General features: G+C 51.3%; 15 protein-coding genes. 12 read left to right on the top strand and 3 right to left on the bottom strand.

Annotated elements, in window-relative coordinates; translation table 11 throughout:
* The first annotated feature begins 3 nt into the window (after window positions 1-3).
* A complete protein-coding gene (locus ACFVTB_RS10310; protein WP_387748135.1) occupies window positions 4-396 on the top strand; it encodes a VOC family protein in 393 nt (130 codons plus the stop codon).
* On the opposite strand, the gene ACFVTB_RS10315 is transcribed toward ACFVTB_RS10310, so the two are convergent.
* Entirely contained in the window at window positions 397-1,008 is a 612-nt protein-coding gene (locus tag ACFVTB_RS10315) for a hypothetical protein (protein ID WP_387748137.1), read from the bottom strand.
* Between the two features lie 338 nt (window positions 1,009-1,346).
* On the opposite strand from ACFVTB_RS10315, the gene ACFVTB_RS10320 reads away from it, so the two are divergent.
* Window positions 1,347-1,904: a sigma-70 family RNA polymerase sigma factor gene (locus ACFVTB_RS10320; protein WP_387748139.1), complete on the top strand. Its 558-nt coding sequence runs from the start codon at window positions 1,347-1,349 to the stop codon at window positions 1,902-1,904.
* A gap of 2 nt (window positions 1,905-1,906) precedes the next feature.
* Entirely contained in the window at window positions 1,907-2,917 is a 1,011-nt protein-coding gene (locus tag ACFVTB_RS10325; protein ID WP_387748141.1) for a DUF4179 domain-containing protein, read from the top strand.
* A 59-nt stretch (window positions 2,918-2,976) separates the two neighbouring features.
* Here ACFVTB_RS10325 and ACFVTB_RS10330 read toward each other — a convergent pair whose 3' ends face one another.
* Window positions 2,977-4,443, bottom strand: a complete 1,467-nt coding sequence (locus tag ACFVTB_RS10330; RefSeq protein WP_387748143.1) for an MFS transporter — start codon at window positions 4,441-4,443, stop codon at window positions 2,977-2,979.
* Between the two features lie 350 nt (window positions 4,444-4,793).
* Here ACFVTB_RS10330 and ACFVTB_RS10335 point away from each other — a divergent pair, with 350 nt between their 5' ends.
* From ACFVTB_RS10335 to ACFVTB_RS10375, 9 genes are all read left to right on the top strand, one after another.
* Window positions 4,794-6,659, top strand: coding sequence for an assimilatory sulfite reductase (NADPH) flavoprotein subunit (locus tag ACFVTB_RS10335; protein ID WP_387748145.1), 1,866 nt, complete (start codon window positions 4,794-4,796; stop codon window positions 6,657-6,659).
* A 46-nt stretch (window positions 6,660-6,705) separates the two neighbouring features.
* Window positions 6,706-8,439, top strand: a complete 1,734-nt coding sequence (gene cysI / locus ACFVTB_RS10340; RefSeq protein ID WP_387748147.1) for an assimilatory sulfite reductase (NADPH) hemoprotein subunit — start codon at window positions 6,706-6,708, stop codon at window positions 8,437-8,439.
* 175 nt (window positions 8,440-8,614) lie between these two features.
* Window positions 8,615-9,649 carry an ATP-binding cassette domain-containing protein gene (locus tag ACFVTB_RS10345; protein WP_387748149.1) on the top strand — a complete coding sequence of 345 codons (1,035 nt, stop codon included), beginning with the start codon at window positions 8,615-8,617 and terminating at the stop codon, window positions 9,647-9,649.
* Window positions 9,646-10,449, top strand: a complete 804-nt coding sequence (locus ACFVTB_RS10350; RefSeq protein WP_387748151.1) for an ABC transporter permease — start codon at window positions 9,646-9,648, stop codon at window positions 10,447-10,449. The genes ACFVTB_RS10345 and ACFVTB_RS10350 overlap by 4 nt, the downstream gene beginning before the upstream one ends.
* Window positions 10,450-10,763: 314 nt before the next feature.
* Window positions 10,764-11,543, top strand: a complete 780-nt coding sequence (locus tag ACFVTB_RS10355) for a sulfite exporter TauE/SafE family protein (RefSeq protein ID WP_387748153.1) — start codon at window positions 10,764-10,766, stop codon at window positions 11,541-11,543.
* A 65-nt stretch (window positions 11,544-11,608) separates the two neighbouring features.
* The gene (locus ACFVTB_RS10360) at window positions 11,609-12,181 is read left to right on the top strand and encodes a sulfurtransferase TusA family protein (RefSeq protein WP_387748155.1); all 573 of its coding nucleotides are present in this window, start codon (window positions 11,609-11,611) and stop codon (window positions 12,179-12,181) included.
* 63 nt (window positions 12,182-12,244) lie between these two features.
* On the top strand, window positions 12,245-13,390 hold the full coding sequence (locus ACFVTB_RS10365) for an MBL fold metallo-hydrolase (protein WP_387748157.1): 1,146 nt from the start codon (window positions 12,245-12,247) through the stop codon (window positions 13,388-13,390).
* Window positions 13,391-13,423: 33 nt separating this feature from the next.
* Entirely contained in the window at window positions 13,424-13,651 is a 228-nt protein-coding gene (locus ACFVTB_RS10370; protein WP_387748159.1) for a sulfurtransferase TusA family protein, read from the top strand.
* Entirely contained in the window at window positions 13,648-14,139 is a 492-nt protein-coding gene (locus ACFVTB_RS10375; RefSeq protein WP_387748161.1) for a DsrE/DsrF/DrsH-like family protein, read from the top strand. The genes ACFVTB_RS10370 and ACFVTB_RS10375 overlap by 4 nt, the downstream gene beginning before the upstream one ends.
* Before the next feature lie 58 nt (window positions 14,140-14,197).
* Here the strand turns inward: ACFVTB_RS10375 and ACFVTB_RS10380 are convergent, their stop codons facing one another.
* Window positions 14,198-15,139: a methylenetetrahydrofolate reductase gene (locus tag ACFVTB_RS10380; protein ID WP_387748163.1), complete on the bottom strand. Its 942-nt coding sequence runs from the start codon at window positions 15,137-15,139 to the stop codon at window positions 14,198-14,200.
* Window positions 15,140-15,283 lie beyond the last annotated feature (144 nt).

Consider the following 15,283-nt stretch of genomic DNA (forward strand, 5'->3'; position numbering starts at 1 on the left):
CGGATGGAAGCGATTAAACCGAAGGTTGAGAATTCCTTAACCGTTTTGCTCGTATCCGATTTCGTACAATCGAAGGCCTATTATGAACAAGCGCTTGGCTGCGAGGTGAACGAGTTTTGGGCGATTCGGGATGGCTTCGGCTTGGGATTCAAGCTTGTGCAGGCGGAAAGCAAGGAAGACGTCAGGCCCAACAAGGACACCTGGAACACATACGCCTATGTCAGAACGCATGCAGAGCTGGATGCTTTGTATGAGGAGTTCAAAGCGAACGGAGCGATTATCGCCTCCGAGCCGGTTGTGACTGAGCATGATTGGGGCGCATGGAAGGATTTTTCGATAAGCGATCCGGACGGTTATGTGATCGGCTTCGGGTCAGGCAATCGCAACGACGGTTGATTACGGAAAGCAGCCAAGCTCGGTTAACAAGCGGTTCCATTGTTGAAATGGGAAGCCGTCGTTAGCCGGGCTTCTTAGCGAATAGGCGTCTTCTCCTTCCAATACCCACCCGTAAGGCAATCGATAAGCCCATTTTCGGTCCAAGACTTCATCAAAAAGCACCCTTTCTTCAAACCGCTCGTTCCATTCGTCTTCTGTAAAAAGGCCGGATTTTTTCCGCATATCCATTTCGTACTCGTCAATCGCTTGTTGCTCAGCCGCATTGTCAGAGCCTACAAACCTTCTTAAGAGCAAAGCTGCGATCCATACTTCAATGTTATTTTTCTCCGCAATTTGATATACGATGGTCTGATATTCACTGAACCGGAAAACAAATGGATGGAAATGAGCTTCGTCATCCCATGCAATTTCCAACTCATCTTCGTCTTTATGCTGATAGATTAGCGAGATATAGGCAAAGTCTTCGCCGGGGTCCAGCAGCAATGCGTCATGCTCAGTTAATTGAAAGCGGATCGGATGGTCATCAAACATTTCGTAGGCAAAGTCGTCTTGAACCTGCCAGTAATAACGTTCCCAGAACGTTTTGGAATAGAAAAGCTCTTGATGATGCAATTGCCTCGCCTCCTTGTTTGTTATGTAACAAATGTACCCTTATTATATAACGTTTTTATGGCTCAAAACCGGAATCAGTGCTTTATTTTAAGTGAGGGAAGCGCTGCGGGTCAGAGGGTTCTTCCGATCGCCATTAAAGCCTGATTCCTTTGTTTTATTGAGACTTGAGGTAGGAATCATGCTTTAAAAGCGACTATTATCGTTTCTCCAGAATCCCTCTGTCCCTTCGCTAATCTCTCCTTTTCAATCCAAAATTTATTGAAGTTCAATGATAGGTTTGCGTACTTTCAAACGAATAAAAGAATAGTAGGCCACATCGAGTGGAGGGAGGGAAGCGGTTGAAGGAGACAGAGGACAATCTCGTCCAGCTTTTGCGGGACAGGAATGAGAAGGCGGTTGCATGCGTCATCGAGCAGTACGGCGGTTTGCTGGCTTCGATTGTGAGGAGACATATTCCGGACGGCCATCACGATTGCCAGGAATGCTTGGACGACGTGCTGCTGGCGGTATGGCGGAATATCGGCGCCTTCGACCCGGAACGAAGCACGTTCAAAAATTGGATCGCGGCAATCGCGAAGTACAAGGCGATCGATTATCGGCGCAAACAAATCATGCTGCGGCAAAAACAGTTTCCTGTTTCCGAGATGGACGATGCAATGCTGCGATCGGACAGAACGTCTGATGCCAGCGCGGAAAAGGTGGAAGAACTGCTGGACATGCTGCCTGCCGGCGAGCGCGCTATTTTCGAGCAGTACTATTTGGAGGGCAAGCCGTCGGACGAAATTGCTGCGCAGTACGCCGCCAAAAAATCTTGGGTCCATAACAAGCTTTCTAGAGGGCGGAAATTATTGAAGGAACGGTGGATGAAAGAGACCGGCTCGGAGGGAGGGGCTTAACGATGTCGCTTTATAAGGAATTGAACGGCGTTTCCATTGATTTATCCGATTATGCGGATGAAGCTTTGCCAGAAGAGCAAAAGGCGGGCTGGCAGAGACGGGTGCTGCGGAAAATAAAACGGGAGAAAGCTCCGCGGCGCAAACGGCGTTACGCCGGCTATGCGGCTGCTATCGCGATCGCGCTGACTGCCGTTTTTAGCACGGCAGCGGTCACATTTGCTGACGATCCGATGATGCTGCGCAACTTTATCGAGAAGGGCCTCGGCCTGCAAGGCTTTAACAAGCAAGGCAGCAGCTTCAGCGAATACAAAACGGAGCTAGGCATTACAGTTGAAAATAAGGACGGAAAGATAACGTTGGAAGAAGGGATGATCAACGACGGTTATCTGTTGCTGACCTATACGTTCACAAGACCGGAAACGGAAGCCGTTTTTTTTAATACAGACATTCCTCATCCGGTTGAACTATGGATGAACGGAGAACAAGTTACTTCGTTAAGCCAGCTTATAGGTGGAATAACAGCCGAAGGTAAGCGAAAATATACCCTTATTGCCGAGATTACACTTCCAGAAATACCGGATTTGAAAACGATCACTTTCCGTGCTGCATTTAACTATTCTGAGCCTATGGAAAATGCTGTGTACCCACGATGGCCAGTTGACGACCCTTGGACTTTTGAATTCAGCATAGATCAAGAAAAGATGGAAAGAAGCAAAACGGTCATTCCGATAGATAAGGAATTTAATTCGGAGGACGGAGCCTATTCCCGCTTTGTGAAGCTGGTAACGACTCCTGTTTCAACAACGATCTATTTTGAAGGAGAAGGATATTTTAAAACGTTTAAGCTAGTTGATGAAACTGGTGAAAAAATAAAAACGGTAAGTACACAAGGACCCGACGCAGCTAAACAATTCAAATTTCGCTATCCGCCGATCGATTTGGAGAAGAAAAAGCTCTTTATCGTACTGATTGATGGCAGCAGTCCGCCATTTGAAATAAAAAGACCCAAGTAAAAAACCAAGGAACGGAGCGAGATAGCTGCTCCGTTCCTTGGTTTTTTGTTTTAAATTGATTAGCTGCGAGCGTCAGCCGTACGCTGCCGCTGCTTGTCGAAAGCAGCGAATACAGCGACGCACAGCAGAAGCGTTCCGGTGAACAAGAACCCGCCAATCGTGTTGAATGGCAGCCAGCCGAGCAGCGAGGAGCCGGCGACGACGCCAAGCGAGAAGAAGGCGTAGAAGTAGCCGTATGCTTTTCCTCGCAGCTCTGGAGGCGTAGCGTTAATGAGCAGCGTATTGATCGAAGGGAACAGCAGTGCAAAGCCAACGCCGTAAAGGCCGAGGACGGAATACAAGGTTAGAGTCGTCGTGGCCTGGCCGATCAGCAGCTGGCTGACGCCCATTAGGCCGATGCCTGCCGACATCGTAACGGACGGCGCGACCCGGTCGAAAATACGATTCGTCGGCAGCACGAACAGCAGGACGGCGATAATGCCGAAGGTGCTCATCAGCGTGCCGCTCAATCGCGAATCATATCCGAGCGATTGGACGTGCAGCGGCAGCAAGTAAGCAATAACACCCTGCGAGAACATTAAGAAGAAAGCGCCCGCGAACGACTTGACGACGCCTGCGTTCAGGATGGAGACAAGCTTCGGCGAGGCGCCATCCGTTTTTGTTTTTTTGACGATTTTAAATTTACTAAGAAAGAAAGCTGACAGCACAGCAAGCAATAGTCCGATCACCGCGACGCATGTAAAGACAAACGGCACCGATGTTTTGCTTGCCATGATACCGCTGAATGCCGGTCCGATAATGGCGGCGAGCCCGACAAACGTGCCGGTGAATGCGACCTTTTTACCTTGTTCATTGTTGGCTGTCGTGTTCGCCGAGTACGTGAAGGCGGCTGGTACGATCAACCCGGCGACAAAGCCGTGCAGCAGCCGAACGGCAATGAGAATAGAAGGACGGTCGACGAAGTGATACAGCAGCAAAGCGCCGCTCGACAGCAGCAGTCCGGCCATCAATATTTTAAAAGGCCCGATTTTGTCGGTTAATATGCCGGAAAGGATATTGCCTGCCGTATTGGTTAATGAATAAAGCCCAATGACAAAGCCCACGACAAACGAGCTTGCGCCGACGGAAGTTGCGAATGTGCTCATAACCGGCAGTTGCGTGAACAAATCGAAAAAGGAGAAGAACACGATGCTGTACACAAGCAAGCCGTAATGAAACGGTTTTAATTCGTATTTGGACTGCGCTTTTTTAAGCTGCCAATCGAGTACGAAGTTGCCGAGCGGTACGAATGCGGCCGCAAATGCAAGTGCTGGCCAAAGCAGATTCCATTTTACCCGGAGGGCCGAGTAGGCAATCGCCAGTACATATAAGACGAAGATGCCGCCGTGAATGCTGCCTGCGATCGTGACCGCTTGTTCGATGCCTCCAATATATTTTAACGGCATGGCGATGCCCAGCAAAACGAGCAGCGAAATGCCGTCCAACAAACCGGTTATGCGCAATAAAGAGATGGGATGTAATCGCACGGTAGATGCTCCTAAAGTCAGATTTTATTTCAATGAGTCCATTCTAACACGATACTATGCGCGTCAATAGGAAGAAATGAGAAAGATTATCGACAATCGGGCTGGCTTTGATTCGGTGACAACTTCCATCTATCGTTACATTGAAGCAGGCTGGCGATATTTATTCGGGGATTTGCGGTTTTTGAGCGGTTTTCCAGCTTTATAATGAAAAGTAATCGATTTTATAAAATTTCTTATAGATGAATATCGCTCAAACGCATTGAACGTATACGGAGACTGCGTTAGTATAAATACAGATTAATACAAAGTAATAAGGTCGGATTTTAAAGATTGATGCGAGGTGGAGAGGGTTGCAACTTCAAGTGACGAACAGTCCGTTTACAAGCGAGCAAGCCGAATTAATCAATAAGCTGTTGCCTACGTTGACGGAGGCTCAGATCAATTGGCTGAGCGGATATTTAGCCTTTTACCAGTCAGGCCAAATAAGTGCGGCCGCGTCCGCGATTGCGGCTGGCATTGCAGTCGAAGCGCCTGCAATGGCGCCAACGCCGGAAACGGCAGTGCCGCAAGGCCCGAAAGAAGCGACCGTATTATTCGGATCGCAAACGGGCAACGCGCAGCGGCTGGCGGGACGGCTGGCTGACAAGCTGAAGGCGCAAGGCTTTGAGGTTACGCTGTCGGCGATGAACAAATACAAAACGAATAATTTGAAGAAAGCCGGATACTTGTTTGTCTTGGCGAGCACGCATGGCGAAGGAGATCCGCCAGACAATGCGCTTACGTTTCATGAGTTCTTGTACAGCAAGCGCGCTCCTAAACTGGACGGCATTAAGTTTTCCGTCCTTGCCTTGGGTGACACATCCTATGAGTTTTTTTGCAAAACGGGACAGGATTTCGACGACCGACTGGCCGAGTTGGGCGCCGAGCGGATCGTCAATCGCGTCGATTGCGACCTCGATTTCGAAGAAGCTGCTGCCGGCTGGCTCGAAGCTGTTAACGGCGCGGTAAATGCCGCCGCTGCTGGAGCAGGTGCTTCCGCTGGAGCCTCGTCCGCTTCGGTTGTTTCTACGTCGGCAGAGGGCGAGTCGGTTTATACTCGCGCCAATCCGTTTATGGCAGAGGTGCTTGAGAACTTGAACTTGAACGGGCGGGGCGCCGATCGCGAGACGCGCCATCTGGAGCTGTCGCTGGAAGGCTCCGGCCTTGTCTACACGCCGGGTGACGCCGTCGGCGTCTATCCGCAGAACGATTTGTCCTTAGTAGACGATATTATCGCGTACTTGAAATGGAACCCGGAACAGTCGGTCGCAACAGGAAAAGCTGGCGAGACGTTCACGCTGCGCGAAGCGCTGCTTCATCATTATGAAATTACGGTGCTGACGAAGCCGCTGTTGGAGAAAGCGGTTGCCTTCTCGGTCAACGGCAAACTGGCCGAGCTGGTGAAACCGGAGCAGAAGGAAGAGCTGAAAGCTTATGCCAACGGGCGCGATTTGCTCGACCTGCTTCGCGACTACGGTCCGTGGAGCCTTACCGAAGGAGACATTCCGGCTTTGCTGCGCAAGCTGCCGCCGCGACTGTATTCGATCGCAAGCAGCTTGAACGCTCACCCGGAAGAAGTGCATTTAACGATTCGCAAGGTCGAGTACGAGGCTCATGGCCGCGAGCGCAAAGGCGTCTGCTCCGTGTATACTTCCGAGCGGCTGCAGGCCGGCGACAAGCTGCCGATCTTTATTCAGCAAAATCCGAATTTCAAACCGCCGGTTAATCCGGATACGCCGGTCATTATGGTCGGACCAGGTACAGGCGTAGCGCCTTTTCGGGCATTTATGGAAGATCGGGAAGAGTTGGGTTCGACGGGCAAGACGTGGCTGTTCTACGGCGACCGCCATTTCGTCACAGATTTCCTGTACCAGACCGACTGGCAGCGAATGCTGAATGACGGCGTGCTGTCGAAGCTGGACGTTGCTTTCTCGCGGGACACGAAAGAGAAGGTGTATGTGCAGAATCGGATGCTGGAAAACGGCGAGGAACTGTACAAGTGGCTGCTGGAAGGCGCCCATGTCTATGTATGCGGCGACGAGAAGCATATGGCGCATGACGTGCAAGCGGCGCTGCTCGCCATTATCGGCCAATACGGCGGCAAGTCTTCGGAGGAAGCATCCGCTTACTTGTCCGAATTGCAGGAGCAAGGACGTTACCAACGCGATGTTTATTAAATCGATATAGCATGGCCCGATTAGAGGGATAAAGGAGCTGACAGCAATGGCGAAAAAGCATAAGGTAGAGCCGATCGGCGGACCGCCGAGCGACGTCGAGCAATTGAAGCTGGAGAGCAATTATTTGCGTGGATCGCTGACTGATTCGCTGGCGAACCGGATTACGGGCGGACTGCCCGAGCTGGATAACCGGCTGCTGAAGTTTCACGGCAGTTATATGCAGGACGACCGCGACCACCGCAACGAGCGGGAGAAGAAAAAGCTGGAACCGTACTATCAATTCATGCTCCGCGTCGTCACGCCGGGCGGTCTGTCGACTCCCGAGCAGTGGCTGGTCATGGACGAGCTCGCCGACAAATTCGGCACGGGCAGCCTCCGTGTGACCACACGTCAAGCTTTTCAACTGCATGGCGTATTGAAATGGAATTTGAAACAAACGATCCAGGAAATCAACGAAGCGCTGCTGACGACGCTGGCAGCTTGCGGCGACGTCAGCCGTAACGTGATGTGCAATCCGAATCCGTACCAATCGGACATTCATAGCGAGGTTCATTATTGGGCGGAGCAGCTGACGACGCATCTGTCGCCGAAGACGCCGGCTTATCATGAAATTTGGCTTGATGGCGAAAAGGTCGTGGACAGCCTGGAGCAATCCGGCGAGACAGCTGAAGTGGAACCGATTTACGGTCCCGTTTATCTCCCTCGCAAGTTCAAAATCGGCATTGCGGTACCGCCCTCGAACGACGTGGACGTATACTCGCAAGATTTGGGCTACATCGCGATCGTGGAAGACGGCAAGCTGGCCGGCTTCAACGTCTGCGTAGGCGGCGGCATGGGCATGACGCACGGCGATACGGCGACGTATCCGCAGCTGGCCCGCGTTATCGGCTTTGTTACGCCGGATCAAGTTCTGGACGTTGCGGAGAAAACGGTCACGATTCAGCGCGACTACGGCAACCGCTCCGTGCGGAAAAACGCACGGTTCAAATATACGATCGACCGTCACGGACTGGAATGGTTTGTCGACGAGCTGCAAGAGCGTCTCGGTTGGGAGCTGGCTCCTACCCGTGAATTCACATTCGAGCATACGGGCGACCGTTACGGCTGGGTGAAGGGTAAGGACGGCAAATGGAATTTGACGCTGTACGTGCAGAGCGGCCGGATTGCCGATTTCGAAGGCTACCAGCTGAGAACGGCGCTACGTGAAATTGCGAAAATCCATACTGGGGATTTCCGTCTGACGGCGAATCAAAACTTAATTATCGCCAATGCAACGAGCCCGAAAAAGACGAAAATCAATGCATTGCTGAAGCAGTACGGCATTGCGGAGGGCTCGAATTATTCCGCTTTGCGCCGCAGCGCGCTGTCTTGCGTCTCATTGCCGACTTGCGGCTTGGCCATGGCTGAGGCCGAGCGCTATTTGCCGACGCTGATCGATAAGCTGGAACCGATCTTGGAGGAAGCCGGTCTTCGCGACGAAGAAATCAATATTCGCATGACGGGCTGCCCGAACGGCTGCGCTCGTCCAGCCCTCGGCGAGATCGCCTTTATCGGCAAATCGCCGGGCAAGTACAACATGTACATGGGCGCAGGCTTCACTGGCGACCGGCTCAGCAAGCTTTATCGCGAAAATATCGGTGAAGATGAAATTATTGATACGTTAAAACCGATTATTAACCGATATGCGGTGGAACGCAGCTCCGGCGAGCACTTCGGAGACTTCGTCATCCGTGCCGGCTACGTGAAGCCGGTAACGAACGGCCTGCAATTTCACGATTAACGGATATAAATAATTCATTCCGCGAAAACCGCCTTTCAGGGGCGGTTTTTTGTATTTTTGATTAACGGTTCCTATGAGAACGATTACCTCCATAACTCTTTTTTCTCTCGTTTAAATTCCGTTTAAATTGGCAAGTTACGATCGGTTTATTCCAAGAGATAATGGAGGAGTGGAAATGAACCAACCGTATAAAAAAACAGGAGCGGCCGAAGAGTGGGCGATTGAGGCGCATGGACTCGTGAAAACGTTCGGCTCGAACCGGGCGGTGGACGGCGTCGATTTGAAGGTCAAAGCGGGCACTATATACGGCGTGCTCGGACCGAACGGCGCTGGCAAGACGACCACCGTCAGCATGCTGGCAACGCTGCTGAGGCCTGATGGGGGCTCGGCGCGCGTATTTGGTCATGACGTGGTTAAAGAATCACAGATTGTGCGCCAGCTAATCGGCGTGACCGGTCAATATGCATCGGTCGATGAGTCGCTCAGCGCAACCGAAAATCTCATTATCTTTTCCCGCTTGCTCGGACTCGGAAAAGCGGAGGCCCAAACAAAAGCAGCCGAGCTGCTGGAGGAATTCGGACTGACGGAAGCAGCGAAGCGGCCGCTGAAAAACTTTTCCGGCGGCATGCGGCGCCGGCTGGATCTGGCGGCCAGTCTCATCGCACAGCCGCCGCTTATTTTTCTCGACGAACCGACAACCGGTTTGGATCCGCGCACTCGCTCGCAAATGTGGGATACGATTCGCCGTCTGGTGAATACGGGGTCTACCGTACTGCTGACCACGCAATATTTGGAAGAAGCTGATCAACTAGCCGACCGTATTGCGGTTATCGACCGCGGAAAAGTCGTGGCCGAAGGAACGGTCGATGAGTTGAAAGCTTCCGTTGGTTCATCTTCGCTGCAGCTCCGAGTGGCCGATCCGAAGCACGTAGCGTCCGCACGGCATATTGTAGAGCGCATCCTGTCAGTCCCGGCAACCGTCTCGCAAGAAGTCGGCAAATTAACGGCGCCGATGGCTGACGCCGATCTCGTCACCGATCTGCTCGTGGCGCTGCGCCAAGCGGATATTCGGTTAAGCGAGATGAGCGTGCAGAAGCCGACGTTGGATGAAGTGTTCCTGACCATAACGGGACATGGCGTCGAAAAAGAAGAGAACGGCGATTCGGACCCGGTCGTTGAATCGAATAAAGCGAAGGCGGTGCATGTATGAGAAGCAACGCATATAACCGACCTTTAAAAAACTATACAAGCATTGGCCAAACGGTACGCAACTCATTAACGATGGCTTACCGGGGCCTGCTGAAGCTGAAGCGGACGCCAGAGCAATTGTTTGACGTGACGCTTCAGCCGATCATTTTCACCCTCATGTTTACGTATATTTTCGGAGGCGCAATCTCTGGCGATGTGGCCAGCTATTTGCCGGTTATTATTCCGGGCATCCTGGTTCAAACGGTCATTACGACCTCCGTCGTCACCGGCGTTCAGTTGCGCGAAGATATGGATAAAGGGGTATTCGATCGGTTCAAATCGCTGCCGATTGCCCGTATTGCGCCGCTTGCAGGCGCTTTGCTGGCGGATACGATCCGCTATACAATTGCAACCGTTCTGACGTTTGCCATGGGATACATCATGGGGTATCGTCCAGAAGGCGGACTAGGTTTTGTAGCGATTGCCGCGCTGCTCGTAATTGTATGCTCTTGGTCGATGAGCTGGATATTTGCCTTTTTCGGTGTAATCGCTCGAACGGCTTCCAGTGTGCAAGGGATCTCGATGATCATTTTATTCCCGTTGACGTTTCTGTCCAACGCCTTCGTTCCGGTCGATACGATGCCGAATTGGCTGCAATGGTTTGTTAACGTCAATCCAATCTCGCATCTCGTCACGGCGGTCAGAGAGTTAACCAATAGCGGAACGGCCGGGTCCGATCTTGTCATTTCATTAATTGGTGCAGCCGTTATCGTAGCCATATTCGCCCCGCTTACCGTGCGCGCTTATATGCGTAAAACATGATTGCACATTTGTATATATCGATCGTTAGAAAAGCCGCAAGGCCTTGTCCTCTAGGATAAGCCTTGCGGCTTTTTCTATACCTGAAGCAAAGCGGTTGTTCTGTATGCAATTTTCTTGATGCATTAGAGTTGACGAACGGAAAGAAAACGATTATAGTGATTCACATGAGTTATATACCTATAGGGGTATAAGTATAAAATATAAAGGAGGATTAGATTTAGATTGGGATAACGAATCCAACTCTTTTTTTTGCCTTAAATAATACCCTGTAGGGTATAAAACGATAAGCAATACGCTAGAAAGGAGGCTCAAGAATGGATATAGGCTGGATCGTTACCTTGTTTGCCATCGGCTTTATCGGCTCATTCATTTCCGGCATGGTCGGCATCGGCGGGTCCATTATCAAGTATCCGATGCTTTTGTATATCCCGCCTGCACTCGGGTTTGCCGCTTTTACCGCGCAGGAAGTATCGGCCGTCAGTGCCGTACAAGTGTTTTTCGCAACGTTGGCTGGCATGCTCGCTTTCCGCAAAGAAGGCTTCATTAACAAATCGTTAGTGATTTACATGGGTGTCGCCATTGTCATGGGCAGCTTTGCCGGCGGATATGGGTCGAAATATTTGCCCGATGGAGCTATTAATCTGACGTACGCCGTACTTGCTCTAATCGCCGCCGTCATGATGTTTATGCCGAAAAAAGGCGACCTTGCCGAAAACAACGCAGAGCTTGCCTTTAATAAACCGCTCGCTGCTTTTACCGCCGCTGTTATCGGAGTCATGTCCGGCATTGTCGGAGCGGCCGGCGCTTTTATTACCGTACCGGTCATGCTCGTTTTATTAAAAATACCAACCCGCGTCGCCATTGCATCTTCACTGGCCATCACGTTTATATCGTCAATCGGCTCGACTGCCGGCAAGCTGATGGGCGGCCATATGCTGCTTGCGCCGTCGATCATTATGATAGCGGCAAGCATGATCGCCTCGCCTATTGGAGCCAAGCTTAGCAAGCGAATGAACGTGAAAGTGCTGCAAGGGATATTGGCTGCGCTCATCGTTGGTACGGTCATTAAAATATGGCTCGACCTGCTGGTGTAACGAAGTGATATATGGATAAATCAGTATCCGGCATAAAGATCTCAATTACGAGGAGGACTATCAATATGACTTTACAAGTTGACCGCACGCTGGAGTGCGAAGGGCTGGCCTGTCCGCTGCCCGTCGTCCGCACGAAGAAAACGATGGAAGAGCTGCTCGCCGGACAAGTGCTGGAAGTGAGGGCGACCGATAAAGGCTCGGTGGCCGACCTGCAAAGCTGGGCGAAGCGAACGGGCCATCATTATATCGGATTGAAAGAAGAGAAGGGCGTATATTGCCATTACATTCGGAAAGCGCATTTGTCTGAAGCGAAGGACGAGGCCCGTTTTCCGCATACGTTGACGAATGAGGAGCTGGCCCGCAGGCTGGATGCCGGCGACCAACTGACCGTTATCGACGTGCGGGAACCGGCGGAATATGCATTCGGGCACATTGTCGGTTCCCTGTCGATCCCGCTTGGCGAGCTGGAGGGCCGTCTTGCCCAGTTAGATCCGAGCGAATCGTATGTGATCGTATGCCGCTCCGGCAACCGAAGCGATATGGCTTCGCAATTGTTGAAGGAGAGCGGCTTCACGAATGTAACGAATGCCGTGCAGGGCATGTCTGCGTGGACAGGCAAAACCGAACAGCAAGTTTAATCATTGCAGAGTATGGCTTGTTGCTCTAGGGGCACTCACAAACCGAATGGAGGAAATAGGAAAATGACAGAAACAGCTGTTCAAAAAATGACGGCGGAGCAAGCCGCAGCTTACGTACTCGGCAAGAAGCCGCTATTTATTCTTGACGTGCGCAACGAGTCTGATTTTAGCAATTGGAAAATCGAAGGCGAAACGATTGAAATCATAAATATTCCTTATTTTGATTTGCTCGACGACATAGCCCCTGCGCTGAACCGCATTCCGGAAGATCAGGAAGTGCTGGTCGTATGCGCGAAGGAAGGCTCTTCGGTGATGGTAGCAGAGCAGCTTGCAGAAGAGGGCAAAACGAATGTCCGATACCTCGAAGGCGGCATGAAGACTTGGAGCGAGTATTTGGAGCCGGTTAAAGTAGCCGATTTGTCGGGAGGCGGGGAACTGTATCAGTTCGTGCGGATCGGCAAGGGCTGTTTGTCCTATATGGTCATTTCGGAAGGTGAAGCAGCCGTTATCGACTCGAATCGGATGATTGTCCCTTATGAACGAATGCTGGAGCAGAAAGGGGCCAAGCTCATCCATGCCATCGATACCCATCTGCATGCCGACCATATCTCGGGAGGCCGGGCGCTGGCTGAAAAGCACGGCGGGATGTACCATTTGCCGCCAAAGGATGCGGGGGAGGTAACGTTCGACTACGTGCCGCTGCAGGAGGGACAAGACTTGTACGTCGGCAAAGAAAAGATTCATATCCAGCCTATCTATTCCCCGGGCCATACGATCGGCTCGACGTCATTTGTTATCGACGGCCGTTTCTTGTTGTCCGGCGACATCTTGTTCGTCGAATCGATCGGACGCCCCGACTTGGCCGGTCTTGCCGAGGACTGGGTGGGCGATCTGCGTGAAACGCTCTACAGCCGCTTTAAGCAGCTGCCGGACGAATTGATCGTACTGCCCGCGCATTTCGGCAAAGTAAGCGAGCTGGGCGAAGGCGGACTTGTATCTGCGCGACTCGGCCTTTTATATGAACAAAATCCGGGACTGAACATGGCGGACGAGGAGCAATTCCGCCGTACCGTTACGGAACAATTGCCGCCTCAGCCAAATGCCTATCAAGAAATTCGGCAAACGAATATGGGGAAATTGACGCCTGATGAGGAACAGCAACGCGAGATGGAGATGGGACCGAACCGCTGCGCCGTGCATGATCGATAAATAAACAAGCAATTACGAGGAGGAATAATGAAAATGAACAGCGATAAAGTATTGGATGCAAAAGGCTTGGCTTGCCCGCTGCCGATTGTGCGGACGAAAAAGGAAATCGAGAAGATGGAGCAGGGGCAGGTGCTGGAAGTTCACGCGACCGATAAAGGCTCGAAAAACGATTTGACCGCTTGGGCGAGAAGCACCGGCAACGAACTGCTGGGCGATGCCGAAGAGAACGGCGTATTCAAATTTTGGATCAGGAAGGGATGAAACCATTGAGCACAACCGCCGAGAAAACGACAATTGTACTGTTCAGCGGAGATTATGATAAAGCGATGGCCGCTTTTATTATCGCCAATGGAGCGGCAGCCTACGAGCATGAGGTGACGATCTTTTTCACCTTTTGGGGCTTGAACGCTCTTCGAAAGGATGAACAAGTGCCGGTGCGCAAAGGGTTTTTGGAGAAGATGTTCGCCAAAATGATGCCGCGGGGAGCCGACCGGATGGGACTTTCGAGAATGCAGTTCGGAGGGCTCGGCCCGAAAATGATCAAGCATGTGATGAAAAAGCATAACGCATTAACGCTGCCGCAGCTTATTGAGCTGGCAAGAGAGCAGAACGTAAAGCTGGTCGCATGCACGATGACGATGGACCTGCTCGGCTTGCAGCAGGAAGAGCTGCTTGACGGTATCGAATATGCAGGCGTGGCCGCGTACTTGGGCGACGCAGCGGATGGTAAAGTGAACTTATTTATTTAATCTAAAAAGAGAGTCGCCGGGAACGAGTTTCCCGGCGACTCTCTTTGCTTGCGGAATGCTATCGGATAGCCACGCTTGGCATCCGTTTATCCATAACGGCGCGAATGTCTTTGGTCAGCTGAATCGAAGCGTCGATTTCCACTTTGCGGGTAGATACGCTTTCGACGCTGCAGCCAATCGGAATTCCTTTTTCAACTCCGAATTCGAATAGCTCTTCGAATATTTTTTTCGATAAATTAATCGATTTGTCCAAGATGTCGTTGGAATTGACGAGGTCGTTTTCCAGCCATTTCGGAATGCTGATGCCGAGCCACTTCATAAACTCCAACGTTTTTTGCGAGCCGCATGGCGCCAGATTGAACAAAATCGGCACCATTTCGAGCCCGTTGCTTTGGCAGTGATAGTAGTAGTCAGACAAAAAGTTTTTCGAAGATTCTATATTATACGTCGCTTGCGAGATGAAGAAATTGCAGCCGCCGGCCGTTTTTGCAGCAACGCGCAAATGCTCGTCGTTCTTCTTCATATGCCGCTCAGGGATGACGACTCCGCCCAGCATCAGATTGCTCGTCTGCTTGCTTGCAATCGAGTACGCGTCCAGCAAGTCCAGCTTGACCTGCTGTTTGCTGGAGGAAGCGCCGACAAATACCGAGAACCGGTCTTGCTCGTTGTCCGAGTGAACCCAGTCCGAAAGCTCTTGCTCCGTATTGTTGCCGACGCAGCGATAAATAATTTTCGGTACTGCAAGCCCGCTTAAGTATTGGCGGCTGAACTCACCAGGATCCATTGTCTCCAAATAAGGAAACGGGCGCTCATCGCCGGTGCGTGCGTCCTCTTCCTGCACATCGTACAAAATAAGTCCGTCCAGATCGAGGCTGCGCAGCCGATCGATTTGCTTCTGTGCGATTTCGGCTGTTTTCTCAGGGGTATGGCTTTTTTTCGGGGGTGTAATGCCGTATGTCAAAATACCGCTTGTACGGCTCGCAATTTTTTGCTTGAGCATATGTTCGATTTCCCTTTCTACGCTTTGAGCATCATTCGACTTTCTTGCAATAGATGCAACAGATGGAAGTTTATAATAGTATTATAATTAATTCCTTCAATAATAACTGTTTTCCGACATGAATGCTAGTCTATAAACGATATC

Source organism: Paenibacillus sp. NPDC058071 (assembly GCF_042885235.1).
Taxonomy (GTDB): domain Bacteria; phylum Bacillota; class Bacilli; order Paenibacillales; family Paenibacillaceae; genus Pristimantibacillus.

Excerpts from the sequence above, each read along its gene's own strand:
- ACFVTB_RS10310 (WP_387748135.1), top strand. The coding sequence starts at position 4 with ATGGAAGCGATTAAACCGAAGGTTGAGAATTCCTTAACCGTTTTGCTC.
- ACFVTB_RS10325 (WP_387748141.1), top strand. The coding sequence starts at position 1,907 with ATGTCGCTTTATAAGGAATTGAACGGCGTTTCCATTGATTTATCCGAT.
- cysI (WP_387748147.1), top strand. The coding sequence starts at position 6,706 with ATGGCGAAAAAGCATAAGGTAGAGCCGATCGGCGGACCGCCGAGCGAC.
- ACFVTB_RS10345 (WP_387748149.1), top strand. The coding sequence starts at position 8,615 with ATGAACCAACCGTATAAAAAAACAGGAGCGGCCGAAGAGTGGGCGATT.
- ACFVTB_RS10350 (WP_387748151.1), top strand. The coding sequence starts at position 9,646 with ATGAGAAGCAACGCATATAACCGACCTTTAAAAAACTATACAAGCATT.
- ACFVTB_RS10355 (WP_387748153.1), top strand. The coding sequence starts at position 10,764 with ATGGATATAGGCTGGATCGTTACCTTGTTTGCCATCGGCTTTATCGGC.
- ACFVTB_RS10360 (WP_387748155.1), top strand. The coding sequence starts at position 11,609 with ATGACTTTACAAGTTGACCGCACGCTGGAGTGCGAAGGGCTGGCCTGT.
- ACFVTB_RS10365 (WP_387748157.1), top strand. The coding sequence starts at position 12,245 with ATGACAGAAACAGCTGTTCAAAAAATGACGGCGGAGCAAGCCGCAGCT.
- ACFVTB_RS10370 (WP_387748159.1), top strand. The coding sequence starts at position 13,424 with ATGAACAGCGATAAAGTATTGGATGCAAAAGGCTTGGCTTGCCCGCTG.
- ACFVTB_RS10375 (WP_387748161.1), top strand. The coding sequence starts at position 13,648 with ATGAAACCATTGAGCACAACCGCCGAGAAAACGACAATTGTACTGTTC.
- ACFVTB_RS10380 (WP_387748163.1), bottom strand. The coding sequence starts at position 15,139 with ATGCTCAAGCAAAAAATTGCGAGCCGTACAAGCGGTATTTTGACATAC.